This is a genomic window from Tengunoibacter tsumagoiensis (genome assembly GCF_003967535.1).
GTDB lineage: Bacteria > Chloroflexota > Ktedonobacteria > Ktedonobacterales > Ktedonobacteraceae > Tengunoibacter > Tengunoibacter tsumagoiensis.
The window spans coordinates 1343439-1362830 of sequence record NZ_BIFR01000001.1; the positions used below are offsets into that span (position 1 = coordinate 1343439).

The 19392-nt window shown below is 48.7% G+C and carries 14 protein-coding genes and 1 pseudogene; 6 read left to right on the forward strand and 9 right to left on the reverse strand.

Annotated elements, in window-relative coordinates; translation table 11 throughout:
- Positions 1 to 64 precede the first annotated feature (64 nt).
- Both EL628_RS05335 and EL628_RS05340 read right to left on the reverse strand, forming a co-directional pair.
- Positions 65 to 826, reverse strand: coding sequence for a hypothetical protein (locus EL628_RS05335; RefSeq protein WP_126578915.1), 762 nt, complete (start codon positions 824 to 826; stop codon positions 65 to 67).
- Between the two features lie 69 nt (positions 827 to 895).
- A complete protein-coding gene (locus tag EL628_RS05340; RefSeq protein WP_126578916.1) occupies positions 896 to 1138 on the reverse strand; it encodes a PLDc N-terminal domain-containing protein in 243 nt (80 codons plus the stop codon).
- Positions 1139 to 1580: 442 nt separating this feature from the next.
- Between EL628_RS05340 and EL628_RS05345 the strand changes: the two genes are divergently transcribed.
- Complete coding sequence (locus EL628_RS05345; RefSeq protein WP_126578917.1) at positions 1581 to 2810, forward strand: FHA domain-containing protein; 1230 nt, start codon at positions 1581 to 1583, stop codon at positions 2808 to 2810.
- A gap of 78 nt (positions 2811 to 2888) precedes the next feature.
- On the opposite strand, the gene EL628_RS05350 is transcribed toward EL628_RS05345, so the two are convergent.
- On the reverse strand, positions 2889 to 3653 hold the full coding sequence (locus tag EL628_RS05350; RefSeq protein ID WP_161975289.1) for an MBL fold metallo-hydrolase: 765 nt from the start codon (positions 3651 to 3653) through the stop codon (positions 2889 to 2891).
- A gap of 234 nt (positions 3654 to 3887) precedes the next feature.
- On the opposite strand from EL628_RS05350, the pseudogene EL628_RS05355 reads away from it, so the two are divergent.
- Positions 3888 to 4175: pseudogene (locus tag EL628_RS05355) on the forward strand (zinc-ribbon domain containing protein); the annotation flags it as partial.
- 375 nt (positions 4176 to 4550) lie between these two features.
- The gene (locus EL628_RS05360) at positions 4551 to 5798 is read left to right on the forward strand and encodes a 3-oxoacyl-ACP synthase III family protein (protein ID WP_126578920.1); all 1248 of its coding nucleotides are present in this window, start codon (positions 4551 to 4553) and stop codon (positions 5796 to 5798) included.
- Between the two features lie 115 nt (positions 5799 to 5913).
- On the opposite strand, the gene EL628_RS05365 is transcribed toward EL628_RS05360, so the two are convergent.
- Positions 5914 to 6798, reverse strand: a complete 885-nt coding sequence (locus tag EL628_RS05365; RefSeq protein ID WP_126578922.1) for a GNAT family N-acetyltransferase — start codon at positions 6796 to 6798, stop codon at positions 5914 to 5916.
- Positions 6799 to 6992: 194 nt separating this feature from the next.
- On the opposite strand from EL628_RS05365, the gene EL628_RS05370 reads away from it, so the two are divergent.
- Positions 6993 to 7826: a phosphatase PAP2 family protein gene (locus EL628_RS05370; protein WP_161975290.1), complete on the forward strand. Its 834-nt coding sequence runs from the start codon at positions 6993 to 6995 to the stop codon at positions 7824 to 7826.
- Between the two features lie 88 nt (positions 7827 to 7914).
- Here EL628_RS05370 and EL628_RS05375 read toward each other — a convergent pair whose 3' ends face one another.
- Complete coding sequence (locus EL628_RS05375) at positions 7915 to 8712, reverse strand: hypothetical protein (protein ID WP_126578926.1); 798 nt, start codon at positions 8710 to 8712, stop codon at positions 7915 to 7917.
- Between the two features lie 352 nt (positions 8713 to 9064).
- On the opposite strand from EL628_RS05375, the gene EL628_RS05380 reads away from it, so the two are divergent.
- On the forward strand, positions 9065 to 9538 hold the full coding sequence (locus tag EL628_RS05380; RefSeq protein ID WP_161975291.1) for a PaaI family thioesterase: 474 nt from the start codon (positions 9065 to 9067) through the stop codon (positions 9536 to 9538).
- A gap of 187 nt (positions 9539 to 9725) precedes the next feature.
- On the opposite strand, the gene EL628_RS05385 is transcribed toward EL628_RS05380, so the two are convergent.
- From EL628_RS05385 to EL628_RS05395, 3 genes are all read right to left on the reverse strand, one after another.
- Positions 9726 to 10607, reverse strand: coding sequence for a DUF3592 domain-containing protein (locus EL628_RS05385; protein WP_161975292.1), 882 nt, complete (start codon positions 10605 to 10607; stop codon positions 9726 to 9728).
- 271 nt (positions 10608 to 10878) lie between these two features.
- Positions 10879 to 11760 (reverse strand): DUF3592 domain-containing protein, encoded by an 882-nt coding sequence (locus tag EL628_RS05390; protein ID WP_126578932.1) that lies wholly within the window; start codon positions 11758 to 11760, stop codon positions 10879 to 10881.
- Between the two features lie 309 nt (positions 11761 to 12069).
- A complete protein-coding gene (locus EL628_RS05395) occupies positions 12070 to 15246 on the reverse strand; it encodes a CBM96 family carbohydrate-binding protein (protein ID WP_126578934.1) in 3177 nt (1058 codons plus the stop codon).
- Between the two features lie 658 nt (positions 15247 to 15904).
- On the opposite strand from EL628_RS05395, the gene EL628_RS05400 reads away from it, so the two are divergent.
- Positions 15905 to 17029, forward strand: a complete 1125-nt coding sequence (locus tag EL628_RS05400; protein ID WP_218028873.1) for a GntR family transcriptional regulator — start codon at positions 15905 to 15907, stop codon at positions 17027 to 17029.
- Between the two features lie 90 nt (positions 17030 to 17119).
- On the opposite strand, the gene ftsH is transcribed toward EL628_RS05400, so the two are convergent.
- Positions 17120 to 19144, reverse strand: a complete 2025-nt coding sequence (gene ftsH, locus EL628_RS05405; protein WP_126578936.1) for an ATP-dependent zinc metalloprotease FtsH — start codon at positions 19142 to 19144, stop codon at positions 17120 to 17122.
- Between the last annotated feature and the right edge of the window lie 248 nt (positions 19145 to 19392).

Sequence of the window (19392 nt, forward strand, 5' to 3'; positions counted from 1 at the left end):
GAACATTGAGGATAGGAGAGAAATGAGCCTTCCATGAGAAGTATAAACAGGGCTGACAGACGGTTTAATGTGCCTCAACGTCGTGGGCTCCATAATGGCGAAGGAGCGCAATAATTTCTTCCTGCCGATCGCTTGTATGGACGGTAAGAAGGGTTCGACCTTTTTTTACCTCGTGCTCATAGTATTGTGCCTTTGCCTTAGGGACGCCCATATTGGTAAATGCCCCCAGAAAGCCCCCTGCAACACTGCCGATTGCTCCTCCACCCAATGCCCCTACCAGAATGCCGCCTGCGATAGCTGGCCCAACGCCTGGAATAAGGAGGGCAGCAGCGGCTCCGATTACCCCTCCAACCACACCACCAGTAATGACGCTGGCGGTTTCAGAGCTATCTTTCATGCTTGTCGGAGGCGCTTTTTTCTGCGGTGGCATAACTATGGGCGCTTCATCGTCTGGAGGTAGTGGTTGACGCATAGCATCATCAGGATGAACCATCTCTTCTTGAGCAGGTGAACCGGGATAAGGGAGATTATCCAGTGCTTCTTCTGTCACTGGAAGAGCCGTTCGTAGTAGTGTGGCTGCATCTGTCGGTCCCGTAATGGGCACCAGGAGCATATCAGCAGCTCCCAGGAGCCCGCCTAAGATCCCTCTTCGAATGGGCCCATACTGTGAAATTACTTCATTATCCTGTTGGGCGTTATGATCAAGCGCTGCAAAGCCAAGCTGTTCTTCGTGAAAGCCAGCTTTAATCAGGGCATCAATGGCTCTCACGACCGCTTTGCGATCCTCAAACACTCCGATTACGACTGCTTGTTCTGGTGTTGTCATCGTCAGCTATTCCCTTTGTGCTTCTTTTTTTTTATGTTCCCTATAGTAGTATACGTATAGGGAAAGGAATTAGCGACCGAATTGGCGTATACGCTCGGGTCGGCGTATCAGCAGGTAGATAAATGCCCCGATAAGGTGCGTGAAGATGATGATGAGCAGCCAGACAATCTTATCATTTGAATTGCTTGACTCATTGGTAACACAATCTACCATCGCCCAGATCCAGAAAACAGTTCCGCCGATAACAATGAGAAAAAAGACGCATGCAAACAAAAGGGGGGTAAAGTGAATACCAATACCAATAGTTGACATAAGTATCCTCTCCTTAGTTGAAATGAATGAGTTGATAAGATTCAACCTCTTCTATTAATGACGTAGTCCCCCCCATTTTTTTCAATGTACCTGAATTTATAGAGCGAGTAAGAAAGAGAGAGTGAGTGGTGTTTCCACCACAAGTCCTGAATATTTGCTCGTTTTGACACAAAATGATATCATAAGAGCAAAATAATCCCTTTTTAATGGAGATTTTGTATATCAGGGTGGACAAAGCCTGGGTGAGCTTGATTTACTCATCGGTACTAACGTTCTCGTCCGTAGAATTGTTATAGATGGTAGCTGTATCATCGCATGTCCATCAGGGTTCTAGATACTGTCTGATAAGTTATAAGAAAGCAGGGTAACGACAACGAGCACTTTTCATTTCCTGACCTGGTTCCCTCCAGGGTGCTATGGTGGGCTCGCCTGCTGTCTGTTGATGATGGTGGCGAATACCTGCTATGCCTTTTTACGCCGTCGAGGAACGACGCGTAATCTCGTGCTGACACTTGTGGTCTGTCTTCTCTCGGCGGTGTTAATGCTGCCTGCTATTATCTGGTATTCATTTCGTTTTCTCCCCAAACAGCATGTCCTTTTAATTGGAGAACAGATCGCGGTCTTTGGTTATATTCTTTTGTGTGGTTGGCTGCTGCCAATTGCGGCAACACTTTTCTTTATGCTTATGGCGCGGCCACGCAGCAAAGGGTCAGGCCCGATTAGCCTGGGGCATGTCTCCCATTATCAGCCTGGAGTGCAGCCGCCATTTGTGTTTAATAATGAGACCCCCTGGGGATGGCTTGAGTATAAAAGCGGCAATTTTCAGGGTCAGCGTCTGGCATTGAAACGCAAAGTCGCCACGATGGGGCGGGATGAGGAGTGCGATATCTGGCTAGACGATGACATGGCCTCGCGCTTCCACGCCGAACTGATCTGGGAAGAAGGGACGGTCTCACTGATCGATTGTAATAGCTTAAATGGCGTTCTGTTGAATGGCAAACGGGTACATGAGCGCTCTCTAGTCAACACAAATGATTCTATTCAGATTGGAGCGTATCATTTTCAGTTTCTGCTGGCCGAACCAAAGGAAGAGCTTTCTGAGCAGTATGATCCGCTTCTGAAACATACCTGGCGCTCAACGCTGGACTTGCAAAGCAATGTTTTGCCAGCAGCCAGACCTTTAAGCGCTCCCATTGCGTCCCAGCATAGTGGGCCCATCACGCCTGCCTGGGACTATGCCACTATCCAACCACAGCAACAGGTTCCATACTGTGGGAAAATCTTCTTGTATGATGGAGAGCTTGCCGGTCGCAGTTTCCCCTTACAGGGACCATTTATGACCGTTGGCAGTGCTCCTGAATGCGACCTTATGCTGCAAGATCAGGCAGTTGCGCGACAGCATCTGCAATTTTTGCGTCGCGAAGGTGGAGATGTCGTAGAAGATCTGTCAGGAAACGGGCGTATATTCGTTAATGAGCAGCCTTTAGTTGGAGCGCGCTGGCTTAAGACGGGTGATGTCATACAATTGGGCCCCTATCATTTGCGCTATACGTATGAGCCAATTGCATCTATCACACCATTGCCCGGTCTATCAACCTCTCAGCGTCTCCCCACAACCAGCGGTCCAATGTTGCTCAGACTGCCCAGTCGACAAAAAGAGAATCACTCTTAGGGAATCACTCTTAAAGAACAGAGGTCTGATCGCGCCACCTTCGTGAAGATAGTCTGATCAGACCTTGAAGTTCTGTTCTTACCACTCCACCTTCACCGTTGTAAGAGGTGATTGCGCAATAATCGCTCTTCCATGTCCAGGATAAAGATAGTGAATTGGGAGATGGCGGAGCGTCTGAAGTGTCTCATGTAATTGTCGCCGATTGGTTCCTCCATGGAGAAGAGGAGCTCCTCCCTCAATGGTAATGACCGTATCCCCACAAAGTAATTCACGGCTAAATGGATTATAGAGACAGAGGCTATCAGGCGTGTGCCCAGGGCTGGCGATAACGCGCCAGTCGGGATGGCCAGGTAACCCCATAACATCTTCCAACCAGAGCCCAACCATTTTCACGCGTTGTGCATAATCTGGTCGAAAGAGATCGAGGTGATGCATAGTGCCTCCAAAGAGATGCTCAGTGATATGTGCCATGCCAGGTAAAAGCGCTGTATCCGCATACTTTCCTCGCTCGGCTAGCTGACGAACAATGGCTGAAGCGGCCACAGGAGCAGAGCAAAACGTTTGGAGATACGCCACACCAGCTGTATGGTCGGAGTGTAGATGCGTCAGAACAATGAGATCGATATCACTCACAGGTCGATGGAGAAAATGGAGAAGATAATCTTGCAACATCCGCACATTGCGTTCGGAACCTGGATCAACAACAATGAGCCTCTCATCCTCAATAAGATACGTATTATCCATTGAGAAGCGATCGGTAATCGTATGAACGCTGCGCGGCGAGTGGCGGGGTGAGGCCGCCTGCTGCTTCTGCGGTGATTGGTTTGATGGCGTACTATTCAACTTCAACCTCCAGCAATCAGTACAGAGATGCTCTTTTATCCTAGCATTGAAGTCAAGCAAAGACTGCATTTTTGCTGCCCGATATGTTACAATAGAATCGTGGTAACAAAAAAGAGCCATAGTGTCTATTTTACATTGAAGCTAACCAATCTAGCGCAAAATGGGAATTTGAGCGAGTATAGTGCTTTGTAAGCGGAGCGAGAGTATTTTTGAAGAGGGGAAATTTCGCCCATGATGTTTAATGAGGCCAATCGGGACCGTATTCTTGTTTGTCGTGATTGTGGAAATGAGTTTACATTTACTACTGGTGAGCAAGAGTTTTATGCCTCAAGAGGCTTAACGAATACTCCCGGTCGATGTCCGAGCTGTCGCTCTGCTCGGCGAGGTGGCCAATCTATGAATCGTGCACCACGCGAACAACATGAGGCGGTCTGTGCCTCATGCGGGCGGCGCACAACGGTGCCTTTTGTCCCTCGTGAAGATCGTCCTGTCTATTGTAGTGATTGTTTTCAATCTCAGCGTTCATCGCGGCCTCGTCGAGACGACACGCGTAGCTATAGCAGTCATTCAGGTAGTGGCTATGGTAACAGCTATGGTAACGGCGGTGGGCGCCGAGGTGGCCGTGATTCTGGGCGCAGTGACCGCTGGTAAGGGATTGCATTAAACAAGGCACCTATCGTGGCCGTCGTCATGGTAGGTGCTTTCTTACTGGTAATTATCTTTAAGAAGCAGGTGCCATGATGATGGACTTCGTTGGAGCCGCAATTGAGATGATGGTTGCCATTGGAGAGCACCCCTATTTTGTGTTGTGAGGGGGGGCATGGTTAGCAACTCTATGTTATACTGGAGTGGCGATTCGCGGCACTATTATCCTCAATATTGGAGGTTTTTCATTCGATGACACTCTCCGAAGAAGGCCAATGGCCACAGTACACGTATGTTCTGCCTGATATTTATACGAGATCTAAGGTGCGTATCCTCGGACTTGGCAATTATGCTCCCAAAGGCGTGATTACCAATGATTTCTTCGCTTATATTTCAACGCGTCTGGGGAGCCCTCGTAAGGCAGAGGATCTGGAGCGAGTAACTGGACTTGAGACGCGCCACGTACGCGCCAGTACGCTTGAGCTCTGTCGCCGGATGGCAGGTTCTGACGCCCCAGGTCTGATCGATGACCCAACTGCTCCTCGTGAGGAATCTCTGGTGGATATGGCTGTGATTGCTGCCCAGCGTGCTCTGGCCAGCGCAGGACGGGATGCCTCAGAGATTGATACGATTATTGGTGCCTCTTCTTCCGATAATGATGGGTTTCCAACAGTGGCTGGTTGGGTTGGCCTGAGGCTTGGCTTAGAGCGGGTTCGTGCAACCATGTTAAAGGGAGCCTGTGCTTGCCAGACTGAAGGTTTCCAGGTCTGCGCAGAGATCCTTGCAGCAGGTTCTGCAAAATTGGTCTTACTGGTGATCACTGAAGGCCTACTTCCAAATATTTTAAATGTACTGGACTGGAAGTCTAGCTCGCTCTTTGGCGAAGGGGCGGCTGCCTTTCTGCTTGAACGGGGTGAAGATGATTCTTTTGTGATCAATGGCTCAGATGCCCGTCAGGCGGCATCGCTGCTGTATCAGACCCCATTGCGTAAAGATAGTATTGAGATGGCCGAGGTTGACACTCAGATTCAGCGTCTCTACCAGGCAGGTCAGGGTGAGGCATTGAATAAGTTGCTCGCGCAGTACATGGTTGGGTATACCAAGATGAACGGTAAAGACGTGTACCGCGAGGCTCCCCGCGCAATGGCTGAAAGTATCGATGCGCTGCTACGTCATTCTGGTCTTAGCTATGATAATATTGCGCATATTGTGCCCCATCAGGCAAATTCACGCATTACTCATCGGCTGGGCGATCTATTGATACATGACTATGGCTGGCCAGAATCAACGATGGACAAGCTTGCCGATAATTTCCGCTATTATGGAAACCTCTCCAATGCGAGCGTTGCGACTGCCATTGTCGAGCTCATTCGCCAGGATAAGCTAAAAGATGGTCAATGGCTGGCCCTGGCCGCTGTGGGTGGTGGCTTGAATTATGGCTGCTGGTTAGTGCGCTATCATCAATTTAAGAACATCGAAGTAATACGTGACCAACAATAGAACATAGGCTGCTAGCAATAGTAGCAGGCTACATCATCATTTCTGATAAAAAGAAATGATGATGTAGCCTGCTACTGGCTATAGTTGAACAGCTTGTCTATGACCGAAGTAAAACTTAATAGAGGCCACGCTCATAGGTATAGAAGATATCGCCACTGGTCTCATATTCAGCGCCATCGAAAGCATCTCGAATCAGAATAGTATCAGGACCATAGATGCGGACGCGCTCGACCTGAAGCTCGTTCAGTCGGCGGCGTAGATCATAGGCAATGAGACTGATGGCCTCGATCGCCGTCCCATCGATATAGCCAACCGAGAGACGCTTCTCCTTATTTTCCTCTCGAATCTGAGCAATGGCGAGCCCATCCAGTCGATCCCAGCGGCGCAACAGATAGATCTGATGCTTCTCAAGATGTCTTTCGAGCATCTCGCCACTGATGGGAACTGCTTTAAAGCCTGCATAATATAATCCTCCCGTAATAGGGAGAATATTAGAGACATTGAGATAATCAATAATCTCATCGATATCTGCACTTGTTGCCAATTGTGTACGTTCATTGGGCGCATGGCGAACATTAGTTGGAACTGGCCCGGCCAGATAATTGGAGAAGGCCCCGACTTTGCGCATATGGATAGCTTCAGATAACTTGATCGAAGCCACATTCTCATGATGAACAACCAGACGAGCATGACTGGCTCCTCGTCTCATTGCTTCTGTTAGAGCTGCATCATAGAGAGCTCGGGCTATGCCGCGTCTCCGATAGTCTGCATTCACACCCAGCCCTTGCAGCCAGCCATCAGTAGGGGTAAGCATTTCAATATGAAGAATGCCAACTGGCACGCCAGCAGCAGTTGCAGTAAAGAGTTGCCCATGAGGATTGGTAAACCACTCATCCCATACGTTTTCGATATAATCGCCCCACTCCCAGGTGTTGGCACAGAAGGCCAGGACCGCCTCCCGATCTTCAATCTGCGCCGTACGAATGTTGATGTCTGACATAGTAATGATAAAACCTCCTCGATCTCTGACTCCACTATAGCGAGAAAGCTATCCACTCGTCAATCATGTCGTTCGGATAGGGAGACCTCCATAGGATAAGAAACGATTTTTTACAGAAAGACGTATTGATAATATCCCTACGAAACACAACAAATGTTTGATGAAATTAGTATGAAATATTCGAGGTGATGGTTGTGAAGCAACAAGAACCCATCAAAAAGATGGAGGAACCTGTCAAAAAGGTTGAAGCGAATGTACAGAATGTCGTTGAGCAGGCGCAGCAGGAAGTGGTACAGAGCCGCGAACCCTGGTATCGTGTCTCTCGACGTGGTCGTATATTAAGTATTGTATATCTGGTAGAGTTTGTTTTGTTTACTTTATTGGCAGTCTTTGTACGGATACACCCGATTATTCCTGTAGATATTCTTATTACCCAGGAATTTCAGGAGAGTCAGATGCCCTGGCTTCATACCTTTATGGTCTGGGTAAGCTATCTGGGAAACGCTATCTATGTTTATGTTCCGCTTATTCTTCTCACAGCCCTTGTCTTCTGGTTTGTTCGCTTGCGACTTGAGGCTCTATTCATTGTCGGACTCTCCATTATTAGTTCATTGCTGAATGGTCTATTGAAGCTCATTGTTAATCGGCCTCGGCCAACGGCAAATCTTGTTGAGATCTTTCAACATGCAACGGGGCAAAGTTTTCCCAGTGGGCATGTGATGAGCTATGTGTCATTCTTTGGATTACTCTTCTCGTTCGGGCTGATTCTTTTTAGGCGGAATCGCTGGTGGCACTATGCGTTGCTTGTTATTCCTGCACTTTTTGTGGTTCTCGTTGGGCCATCCCGTATCTATTTGGGAGATCATTGGGCTAGCGATGTGATTGGAGGATATCTCTTTGGAGGATTGTTATTAGGGTTGGCACTCTGGCTTTACTTACTTCTTAAAGAGCGTGGCATTCTTACTCCCAGGATTCAGAAGCCTGGCGAACATCTCGTAGAACCTCATCCAGTTCATACAACGCACTAATTATGCATAGATAAATTTCGATCAAAACACAATCACGCAGCTATGAATAGAAAAGCTGCGTGATTGTATGATAGCGTCCCCAACCAATTTATAATTTGGGCGTGGTATTGCGTGTGCGTCGCCGTGTGGTTGGGCGTTTGGGCGTAGAGGAGCTCTGGTCTGAGGATGAGAGTGGCTCATTTTCTGGTGTGGACACTCTGTCTGCACCTGGATTCTCGCTGGCCCCATTGCCTTCGGCAGGTGCCAGGGATGTATGATCGGCTTCTGCGATTGCATCATCCTCGTGTGGAATGCTAGGAGCCTCTTCTGAGGGGATCTCCGCACCAGCTATCGTTGGCTGAAAGTCTGTATGAGAAGGGGTCCCGGTAAATGGTTCGTGTGGCAGCTCGTCTGTTCCCTCAGCGGGCGGGGGGGAGGCGAGATCAAATTCTGATACGAGCTCTTCCTGAGTTGGACTGACTTCCTGGCTTACGTTCTCAGGGCTGGTCGAAGCGAGATCGGCGCCCTCATCGCTGGACCCTGGATAGTCCTCAGATATTTCAATCGAGATAAGTGTATCGGCACTGATAATATGCTCTACCTCTTCGTCATCACCAAAGGTTGGTTGTTCTGGATCTGGAGAGTATGCTGGTTGATTGGCGTCATTCTCTGTAGCTGAAACAGGATGGATCTTATGAAGCTTCTGTTCGAGCTGGTTTAGACGTTCTTGACCACTGAGCAGATCAGCCTGAGTACGAGCTAATCTCTTCTGAGCTTTTTTAACCTTTTTGCGGGTCTCTGCAATGCGGCTCTGTAATTTTGTTTCAATCCGTGTTAACTTTTTTTGTTTCTTTTTATCTACATTCTGTATAGATGCAGCGGCTTTATTCTGTTTTGTCTTAGCCATCAGGTACCCCCTCTGTTTCCCCATCTTTGCGGTCTACCCGTCAATGAGTGAAGAAAATATATACTAGTGACACGTCATAAGAAGAATGTGGGCCTCAACATATCTAATATGGTAGGTGAAATCGGTGTGATTATAGTGCTGAGATATATACGGAGTTGTTTTTACTATATCATAATTTAAGTGAGCTGTGTATAGGATAGGTGTAGTAGAGCGTAAGGCGCTGGTCAGGGATTGGGATTGGTTGCTTTTGACATCCTCCCCCGAATAAATGCAGGGGTTTTCCCGCGCCGGTTCTATAAGCAATATGATAGACTTTAGTAAAAAGTTTGCCGAGGAGCGATGGATTAGCATTATGGAATTAAATGATACGACAGATTATCAATTATGTTTTGCCTGTGGTACAAAGAATCCGTATGGTTTGCAGATGGTCTTTCAGTTAGAAGCAGGGACTGTGGTCTCTGATTTTCGTCCGCGAGAGGAGCATCAGGGTTTTCCTGGGGTTGTTCATGGTGGAATTATTGCTACTGTGATGGATGAGGCCCTGAATCGCACCTCTATGTTGACTGAACGCCCAGCCTGGTCGATGACAGGGCGCTTAGAGGTTCGTTATCGACGTTACGTCCCCTATGGACCCTTATTGCGCGTCCGGGCTGTGCTGGGAAGCAGTCGAGGGCGCATGGTTACTGCAACGGGGAAATTGACTCTGGCCGAAGACGAGAGCGTCGTCTTTGCAGAGGCTTCTGGAACCTTTATGACGCTCTCTCAGGAGACCATAGATCAGGTCATGAAAGAATTTCCTGGCATGCGTGCAGCACTCGAGTCTTGATCGGAGCTGAAGAGGAAAGGATCTTTGATGAAAGTGCTCATCAAAGATCCTCAATGAAAGGTACTCTAGCTGGTTGTTACAACCAGGTGAGGATATTCTCTCGAGAACTTGTTATTGATCGCGTTGTGATAGTCATCCCATGATGGGCAGGAGCTATCGCTGCTCATCATGACAGCAGGATCGATGATTACGTCAAAGGAAAATTGAATATATAGATAAAACCGCTTATTGCAATCAGTAATAGGAGCGTTGTAATGATCGCGGCAATGATATCTGTCCGTGTGGGACGGTTGCCTTGTCTGGCTCTGGTTGGGCGATAGGGATCATAACAGACTGGGAACGAACTGTTGAGAGAGCGATGCCCGTATACTATAAATTCTCCTCGGATCGGGTTGTTCGAGATAGAGATCCCAGTATACTCAATGATCGATATGTCATAATGACCGACTATGTCGCGACGGTTCTCGTGCCTGACCACACGCCCACGTGTCAACTGTCCACGCTCGTATAAGATTATGAACTTGCGCATCCAGAGATACCAGACCAGCAACGTGATTATCTGAGCCAGCCCGTATACGATGAACGATGCCCAGAAGACCTTCCAGGCGCGCTCCTGCGAATAACCATGAAAGACAAGGAAGGCCTCCTGGGGATTGACTGGATTATACGAGCACGTTGTTGTCGTCCCAACAGGATACCGGTTCACGATAGCTTGTGCGTCAACCGCTTCATAAAAGGAAGCCTGGTCAGGCCCCTCATAGCCCGAACTAGCTATTTTAGAAGTTCCAGATGTAGAGATGGTATAGTGCAGGTCGGGAACATAGGTGATATAATCCAAGCCATTTTGATCAAAGTGCTTATTGCTCATCGTATATCCATCTGTGATGGTACAGGTCCCCCGAACAAAGCGACTATAATAGTGAGCTCGATAAAAGCCGCGGCAGGACGGGATGAGTACTGCAATGAGCAAAATCAGCATTTCGGCCAGCGTCAGCAAAGGTCTGGCGCGAGGCCGTAGGGGCCAGCCTGTGTAAGCTTCTTCCGAACTATTCGTTTTATGAGAATACATGCGCTTTACACCTTTCCGGGTTCTGGACTTGCAAACAGCCGCGTGGACTGGAGATCGGCAGATATGCGCTGGCCAGTCGTTGGGCACCTTCTCGGCCCTCTGGTGCAAGAGGCCACAACCGTGCAGGGATGCCTGCCGTGACCTCCGGTTGAGCATGACGAATCAAAAAAAGCTTACGTATGGTTTAATTATACCTATTTTCCCTTTGCTGAAAAAAAAGACCTTGATTAAAGATGCTATAAAGAAAGAATCTATACAGCAGGATCGATGATTACGTCAACAAAAATGTGAGCATACAGGAAAAACCGCTTATTGCAATCAGCAAGAGGAGCGTTGCAATGACCGCGCCAATGATCTCTGTCCGTGTGGGACGGTTGCCACATCTGGCTCGGGTTGGACGATAGGGATCATAGCAGACTGGGAACCGACTGTTGAGAGCGTTATGCCCGCTTATTGTCAGTTCTCCTCGGATCGGGCTGTTCGAGATAGAGATCCCAGTATACGCAATGATCGAGACGGTATAAGGACCGTTTTGGTTGCGACGGCTCTCGTTCCTGACCACACGCCCACGTGTCAACTTTCCGCGCTCGTGTAAGATCATGAACTTGCGCACCCAGAGATGCCAGACCAGCAACGTGATTAGCTGAGCCAGCCCGGATAAGATGAACGATCCCCAGAAGACGTTCCAGGCGCGTTCCTGCGAATAGCCTTGAAAGACGAGGAAGGCCTCCTGGGGATTGACAGGATTATACGAGCACGTTGTTGTTGTACCAACAGCATACTGGTTCACAATAGCTTGTGCCTCATCCTCCTCGTGAAAGGAAACATGGTCAGGCCCATCATAGCCCGAACTAGCTATTTCAGAAGTTCCAGGTATCGAGACGGTATAGTGCAGGTAGGGAGCATAGGTCGTATAATCCAGGCCATTTTTAACAAAGTGCAGCTCGCTCTTTGTATATCCATCTGTGATGGTACAGGTCCCCTGAACAAAGCGGCTATAATAATTAGCTCGATAAAAGCCACCGCAGGATGGGATGAGTACTGCAATGAGTAAAACCAGCATTTCGGCCAGCTTCAGCAAATGCCTGGTGCGAGGCTGCACGGGCCAGCCTGTGTAAACCTCTTCCGAACTATCCGTTTGATGAGAATACATGCGCTTTACACCTTTCCAGCCCGCCCTTATCCTGGTCGCGCTGGATCAATCGATTATTTTTGTAACCACTACAATATTAAACGAAAGGTGTTGTATTGTATCCAAAAACGAGCTAAGAGGTGATGTGTTGGTGGATGCTCATATGTATAACAGGTGGGGCTGGTGGCTCGGATGGTCGTGATGGTGCAATAGCCACTCTTACCTGGGCAACTGCTTGTTGTGCTTCTTTGCCTGTCTAGTTTACCAGGTACTGGATAGGAAAAGGATCTTTGATGAAGTGCTCATCAAAGATCCTCAATGCGAGGTGCTCTAGCTGGTTGTTACAACAAGTTGAGGCTGGTTTGAGCTATTCTCTCGAGAGAGGAAGCCGCTCCAGGCTCCAACGGAGGTCTGGAAGGCAAGAGTGACCTTTCCACCAGAGAGCCTGCTTTTGACAAAGTTGGTCACATCAAACTCGACATAGCCAATTGCATTTGAAGGGACAGTGCTGATCGAGCTCCCGATAGCTGGCAAGGTACTGGCATCGGACTCCGACCAGGAATCACTATTGACCTGAAACGTCGTGATGTTCAGATTTCCCTGACCAACGTCAGAGCGATAAATCCGGAATTTAGCAGCCGACACTGAGCCAGACAGTGAAGACAGATCAAACTTGACATATGCCGTATTCCATTGGCTGGCATTGAGATGGAGATCAGAACCAGAAGCGGACGACCAGCTATCTCGATCGGCAATAGCAGAAAGAGAGGCCGTGTTACTGGTACTTGCAGTAGTTATGACCAGTTGAGGCTTGTTCGCGCTATTCTCGCGCGAGGTAAAGACGCTCCAGGCTCCAACTGAGGTCTGAAAGGCCAGGCTTACCTGCCCATTAGAGAATCTATTTTTGACAAAGCTGGTGACATCGAATTCAACATAGCCAACGGCATTTGAGGGAACAGTGCTGATCGAGCTCCCGATAGCTGGCAAGGTACTGGCATCGGACTCCGACCAGGAATCACTATTGACCTGATATGCTGTAATGTTGAGATTCCCTTGATTGACGTCTGTGCGATAGACGCGTAGTTTGGCGGACGAGATGGACCCAGTAATGGAAGAGAGGTCAAACTTCATGTAGGGAGTGGTCCACTGACTGGCATCGAGGTAGGCAGACGAACCAGAATTGGCGGACCAGCTATCACGGTCGGCACTGGGATTAAGCGTTGTCGTAGTCCCTGTACCCCCATTTCCCCCATTCCCGCCATTCCCGCCAGTGCCAGAGGCATTGGAATCGCCATACACAAAACCATTGCCTGTAAAGCCCACATAGACGCGGCCAGCGATATTCATATCGCCACTGACGGCATTCACATGGTCATAGATCCCCAATGGGTATTGTGAAGCGAGATCCCAATTAACTCCTTGATCGGTCGAGCGCCAGATGCCATACTGATTGTTGACTTCGCCATACATATAAACTGTGGGATAGGAAGAGCCATTGATGGTCTGCCCAAAGCCAAAGGCCGAGGCATATTGGACTGCGCTTAGTTTCGTCCAGTCGCTACCACCATTGGTCGTATAGGCAAGTCCGCCCTGTGCTGTACTGACCCAGACATGGCCTGCGTAACCAGGAACGGCATGGACCTGTCCATACACATGTGAATCGTTCCCGGAACTGCTCGGAACATTGCTGCCCCCCATCTGGCTCCAGGTCTGCCCCCCATCGGTTGAGCGATAGAACAAGCCATTGTTAGAGGTGCTGTAGAGGTAGAACGTTCCTCCTGATACCTTATCACCATCCAGGGCTCGTTTGGCTGGCCACCAGATCTGTTGATGGAGATTCCCTGCGTTATCTAAGCCAGAAGCACCTTGAGTCCAGGATGCGCCTTGATCATTGGTATAGTATGGTTTCTTATTATTTGTGGGTAGCCAGACGATATTGTTAGTATCAGTGGCTGAGACCGCAATATTGCCGCCGTAGAGATCGCTATAGTTGTGGCTCCCACTAAATTGCGTCCAGTTCTGTCCACCATCGTTTGAGTAACCACTCTGATCTGGATTAATGCCACGGGTATCGGTCGACTCGGCCACAATAAAGTTAGGATGTCCACCACTATAATCCAGACTCATACCTGCCGAAAACTTATTGGTGAGGATCGTCTGAGTAGGATAGGCATCGACATTGTTGTGGTAGAAACCATTGCGGTCCTCAACACCTGTGACTGGTTTCCCACCCGCAGGCGCAATAACGTTGGTTGCGACAAACTCTTCAATGCCGTCGCTGACAAAGTTCCAGTTAATAGTTGCATCGCTCAGGTTTGTGGCGTTCCAGACGCCCGTCCCTTCGGGGAACCAGAGCTTATTCTGGTTTTGGGGATCGAACGAGATCTGACCACTGCTCATATAGTTGGTTTCATCTGTATTCGTAATCCAGGGGATATCCGCAGAGGAGATAGAGATGTTAAGGCTATCCCAGTGTGATCCACCATCCGTTGAACGCCAGATGTTGCCATTGCCAACCCCGCCTGGAGTTACAAAGAGCCGCTGAGAATTAAAGGGATCGGTCGCGACATAGAGCGCTCCTCCATTAGGCGTGACATTAGCCCAGCTATTTGAGCCGGGATTATACTTCTGAAGGGTATTGTTACCGCCAGCGATGACCGTATAGAAGGTATTATCGCTGGCAACACTCCCACTATAGGGTGTACCACCAGTTGAAAGGATATTGCTCCAACTCTGACCACCATCACTGGAGGAATAGATGCCACTGCCAGTGACACCAGCATAGATGCGGCTGGTCTTGCCATTCGTCGTGCCACTATTTGGATCAAAGGCCACAAATTTTACACCAATTGGATCGCCACTATTGCTACCAGTGGGAACCTGACTGGTTGAGACCTGACTCCAGTTGCTTCCTCCGTTGGTGCTCACCCAGAGTCCATCTCTGCGTGAACCGAAGTAGACAATATTATCGTTGTTAGGATCGACTTCCAGCCGCTCGGTGCCAGTACGGTCATTCTCATTGCCAGAGATGAACCAGCGCTGTCCGCTGAGATCACTCCAGGTTGCTCCCTGGTTGGTGCTCTTGAGAATGCGTCCAGTCTCAGCGGTGCTTCCACTGTAGTCCGAACCAACGGCAATGTAGACAACCTGATCATTGGTCTTGCTAACTGCAATACTTTCTACATTGTAATCGCTCGGGCTGGGATCAGGAACATTATTGGCGATCAGGAGTTGGGTCCATTGTTGGGTTGAAGCGTTCCAACGATAGGCACCACCGACATCAGCTCGAGCATAGATCAGATTGGCGGTTGTAGGATGCTCGACCAGACCTGTAATAAAGCCACCACCACCGGTCTTGAGCTGTTTCCATGTATAAGTACTTGATAGATCATCTGCCTTTGCCTTTTGTGCCGGGCTAACAAAGGCTAGAGTACCTAAGACAAGAAGGCTAATAATGCTAAGCGAAAACGCACCATAGCGTTTCCAGGGCATACAACCAGCATGCATTGTGAACTCCTTTTCTAGATAAACATCATTGTTGCTAAATCACTCTTGTGCTTATTCTGTTAGGATGAAAAGTCTGGTACCACTCTATAACTTCACTGTTAACGTGCGTGGGCATTAACCTCCTTGTATGTTCATAATGTTGTCCTGCTAACAGGTAAAAGGGTCTCCCACTGCTTACAACGGTCAGATGAAGACAGAAAAGCTAGAGACTGTTGGTGTAGTATAGGAGAGGAGAAGCCTTGACTGACCTTTTCTATACAACACTGTATGGTCGGCTAGAGGAGTATCTTCTGGGATATCCCAATGAAAGTATAGAATCATTGGATTGCTTTTGTCAATCACACCTGTTCTACCTATGCCAAATGGTGTGAAAAAGTTTTCGCTGCCTTGTATAAACGAGATATTTTGATTGGGGAGCTAAAAACGACCAGGATATAGTGGAGGTTCAGAATATTTTTACTTGCATAGTTCCCAATGTGCTCCAATTAAGATCTGGCTGGCTCCGGATTTCGTTTCACATGCGCTATAATAGAGCGAGAGGATAGTGGAAATGGTCGATTTGACAAAATAGAAAAGCCTTTTTATACTTGATGAATCCATTGTGTTCCTAAATGACTGGGATATCCCAGATAGTATTTTTCAGAACAGAAGGACTGATGTGATAGATAGAAATCAAAAACCCCCTTCGACAAAGATTGAAGAGTTGCGGAGAAGTCTCCGCCAGATGGCACAGGAGTTGGGGCCGGAGGCACGTTTACCCCCTGTACGTGAGATGTGTGAGCTTTTTTCCACTTCGCGTGTGACATTGCGTGAGGCATTAGCGCTCCTCTTCACTGAACAGATTCTATATAGTAAGGCGCGTGAAGGTATCTTCGTCTCACCACGCATTCGTCATAAATCAATTGCGGTTTTATTCGATGCCTCTATTTTTACAATGCGAGGTCTTTCGCCTTTCTGGAGTAGTTTGTGGGTTTTATTTACACAAGAGGCATTGCGTCGTCAGCAATTTAAGGAAGAGACCTGTAGTTTTCATCATATCATGCCTACGGCTGACTTTTTTCATTCTTTGCCTGAGCCAATCATTCAAATGTTTTTAGAGCAGCGTGTGCATGGAGTTCTTGCTGTTGGTCTGGGAACCCCATCGAGTGAGTGGTTATTGAAGCAAGCCCTGCCGTGTATCTCCTTTGCCGCAGGCGGACATTGGATTGTAAAGTTGGACATGGCCGCGTTGACAAGGCAGGCCACACAAGCTCTCGTAGAGCAAGGTTGTCGTCGTATCGGCATCTGGCAACAAAATCTCCAGCGAATAATTTATGAAGATATTACTACCTATGAGACATTTCAAGGAATGAAAGAGGTATTAGAAGAGAAAAATATGCATCTTTATCCGCAATTTGCACGTATTCTCCAGCTTCCTCTTGCAACCAATAATCCTCATAAAGCGATGACCTTTCAGGAGCAGGGATACCAGCTTGCTAAGGACGTTTTTAGTCGTCCTCCAGAAGAGCGACCGGATGGCTTGATCATTTGTGATGAAATGTTGACGGATGGGGCGCTTGTTGCAATGCAGCAGATGGGGATTGAGCCAGAGAGAGATATAAAGATTGCGACCCATGCTAATATGTACTCTCCTATTCTATTTGGGCATACGGCCAGGATGCTGGTCTTTGAGTTTGACCCATTAGAGTTGGTACAGACAATGTTCTCGCTCTTAGATATGTTGATGAGTGGACAGAAGCCAACAACACGCGTGATAAATCTCCTGCCACGCTACGCACAATAATACGTTGAGCCCAGAGAAGAGCCGCAGCAATCTATACATATATAAACGCTGCGGCTCTTCTCTGGGCTCTCCAGTGCTCGTTGGAGCTAACTATTGTATGGTAGGTGGAACTGGTGGCTCGGATGGTGGTGGTGGTGCAATAGCCACGCCTACCTGAGCAACCGCCTGTTGTGACTCGGCCAGAGGAGCACCAGTCGATTCCATGATAGCATGGAGCTGGCGGATATCGATCGTCTCATGACGACGGAGTTCTTGCGCAATACGATCTAGCGTTGGGCGATAGGTCGTGAGCAGATTGACTGCATTATCATAGCAAGAGCGGACGATGCGATCTACCTCTTCATCAATGAGCTGAGCAGTCTCTTCACTATAATCGGTTGGAGTTCCTGTATCACCGCCGCCAGCAAAAGGATTTTCACGATTGCTGAAGGAGATTGTGCCCAGGCGCTCGCTCATGCCCCAGCGCATCACCATCTGACGTGCGATCTGAGTGACGCGTTGGAGATCGTTCTCTGCCCCCGTCGTGATCTGATTAAAGACCACTTTTTCTGCCGCGCGACCACCAAGCGCTGTAACCAGACGGGTCAACAGATACTCTTTCGAGTAGTTATAGCGATCATCGATGGGCGTGTACATAGTGACGCCCAGTGCCTGTCCACGAGGAACGATCGTCACCTTAGTGACGGGATCACTATCCTCCAGGAGCAGACCTGTGAGTGCATGGCCGCCTTCATGATAAGCAGTTACATCAAGATCTTCATCGCTCAAGACCAGAGGCCGCTCAGCACCGAGAATAATCTTATCCAGGGCCTCTTCAAAGCAGCGCTGATTAACTGCATCTAGATTGCGTCGTGCCGCCAGAAGGGCTGCTTCATTGACTAGATTAGCAAGATCTGCGCCAACCATACCAGTGGTTGCACGAGCAACAGCGGTCATATTGACATCGGGATCAAGAGGGACTTTGGCTGAATGGATCTTCAGAATCGCCAGGCGACCATTCCAGTCAGGGCGATCAACAGTCACACGACGGTCGAAGCGGCCTGGTCGTAAGAGAGCCTGATCTAATCCATCTGGACGGTTTGTCGCAGCGATCACAACCACTGCCTGACGAGCATCGAAGCCATCCATCTCAACCAGCAACTGATTGAGGGTCTGCTCTCGCTCATCATTCGTATTGATACTTGAGCCACGCTGGCGGCCTACAGCATCAATCTCATCGATAAAGATGATGCTAGGGGAAGCCTTTTTTGCCTGTTCGAAGAGGTCACGCACACGGCTCGCGCCGACGCCCACCAGAACTTCAACAAACTCTGAACCAGACATTGAGAAGAACGGGACTCCTGCCTCACCAGCAACCGCGCGTGCCAGCAGCGTCTTACCAGTTCCTGGAGGGCCCACCAGCAGCACACCGCGAGGGATTTTGCCGCCCAGGCGCTGGAACTTCTGTGGAGTCTTCAGGAATTCAACAACCTCCTGAAGCTCGTATTTGGACTCATCCACACCGGCAACATCGGCAAAAGTTGTGCTTGGGCGATCCTCAAGAATCAGCTTGGCACGACTTTTACCAAAGCTAAAGATGCCCTGTTGTCCCTGGGTTGCCCGACGGCTAAAGAAGATAAAGAGACCAACCAGAAGGAGGATGGGCACAATGTTGATGAGGAGCGTCCACCAGATGGTGTTATCTGGCGGTGTCTGATAATTGACCTTGGCGCCACCACTCACCAATGCAGAGGCTAATTTATCATCCCCAGCCGGTAGTTGGTAGGTATGGAATTGTTTTTTTCCATCGATCGGGTTCACCAACTGGCCTTCAATATCAGTGGTCCCAATGATTGTTGCAGACTGAATGTTTTTGGCGTTGATCTGATCGTAGAGCTGGTTATAGTAAAGCTCTTTCTTTGGTGACGCTGTGTTATTGGTGATGCTCGAATTGACGTATTGATAGATGTAGACGACGACCATAATCCCAACGATCAGTAGTAAGATCTTATTGAGATTATTCGATGGCCGTTGTTGAGGCGCTTGCCCATTGGGCCGACCTGTAGGTCCTGGGCGCGTTGGCTGCCTATCGTTGTTATTTTGTAGCCAGTACTGATTACCCGGCTGTCTGTCCATTGTTAACTACCTGCTTTCTCGGCCTCCAACATGCATCAGCAGTCAAACACGAATGCAAAGGGGAGTACATGGGCCATCTTATGGTAACATCCCATATTATATATCACAGATGGCTGAAATGCACCACACAGGTATAGCTTTTGCCCTTTTTTTGCAGGGGGAATGAGACGCACTTCATCACTCTCTGCTGGCGGGCTCTAGCCGTGTGAATTGCCGCTGCATGTTGTTTTCCGATCATGTGATGGTCC

Coding starts and splice junctions, on each gene's coding strand:
- EL628_RS05365 (WP_126578922.1), bottom strand. CDS start 6,798: ATGTCAGACATCAACATTCGTACGGCGCAGATTGAAGATCGGGAGGCG.
- EL628_RS05335 (WP_126578915.1), bottom strand. CDS start 826: ATGACAACACCAGAACAAGCAGTCGTAATCGGAGTGTTTGAGGATCGC.
- EL628_RS05340 (WP_126578916.1), bottom strand. CDS start 1,138: ATGTCAACTATTGGTATTGGTATTCACTTTACCCCCCTTTTGTTTGCA.
- EL628_RS05380 (WP_161975291.1), top strand. CDS start 9,065: ATGGAATTAAATGATACGACAGATTATCAATTATGTTTTGCCTGTGGT.
- EL628_RS05390 (WP_126578932.1), bottom strand. CDS start 11,760: ATGTATTCTCATCAAACGGATAGTTCGGAAGAGGTTTACACAGGCTGG.
- EL628_RS05345 (WP_126578917.1), top strand. CDS start 1,581: ATGATGGTGGCGAATACCTGCTATGCCTTTTTACGCCGTCGAGGAACG.
- EL628_RS05375 (WP_126578926.1), bottom strand. CDS start 8,712: ATGGCTAAGACAAAACAGAATAAAGCCGCTGCATCTATACAGAATGTA.
- EL628_RS05395 (WP_126578934.1), bottom strand. CDS start 15,246: ATGCATGCTGGTTGTATGCCCTGGAAACGCTATGGTGCGTTTTCGCTT.
- EL628_RS05360 (WP_126578920.1), top strand. CDS start 4,551: ATGACACTCTCCGAAGAAGGCCAATGGCCACAGTACACGTATGTTCTG.
- ftsH (WP_126578936.1), bottom strand. CDS start 19,144: ATGGACAGACAGCCGGGTAATCAGTACTGGCTACAAAATAACAACGAT.
- EL628_RS05385 (WP_161975292.1), bottom strand. CDS start 10,607: ATGTATTCTCATAAAACGAATAGTTCGGAAGAAGCTTACACAGGCTGG.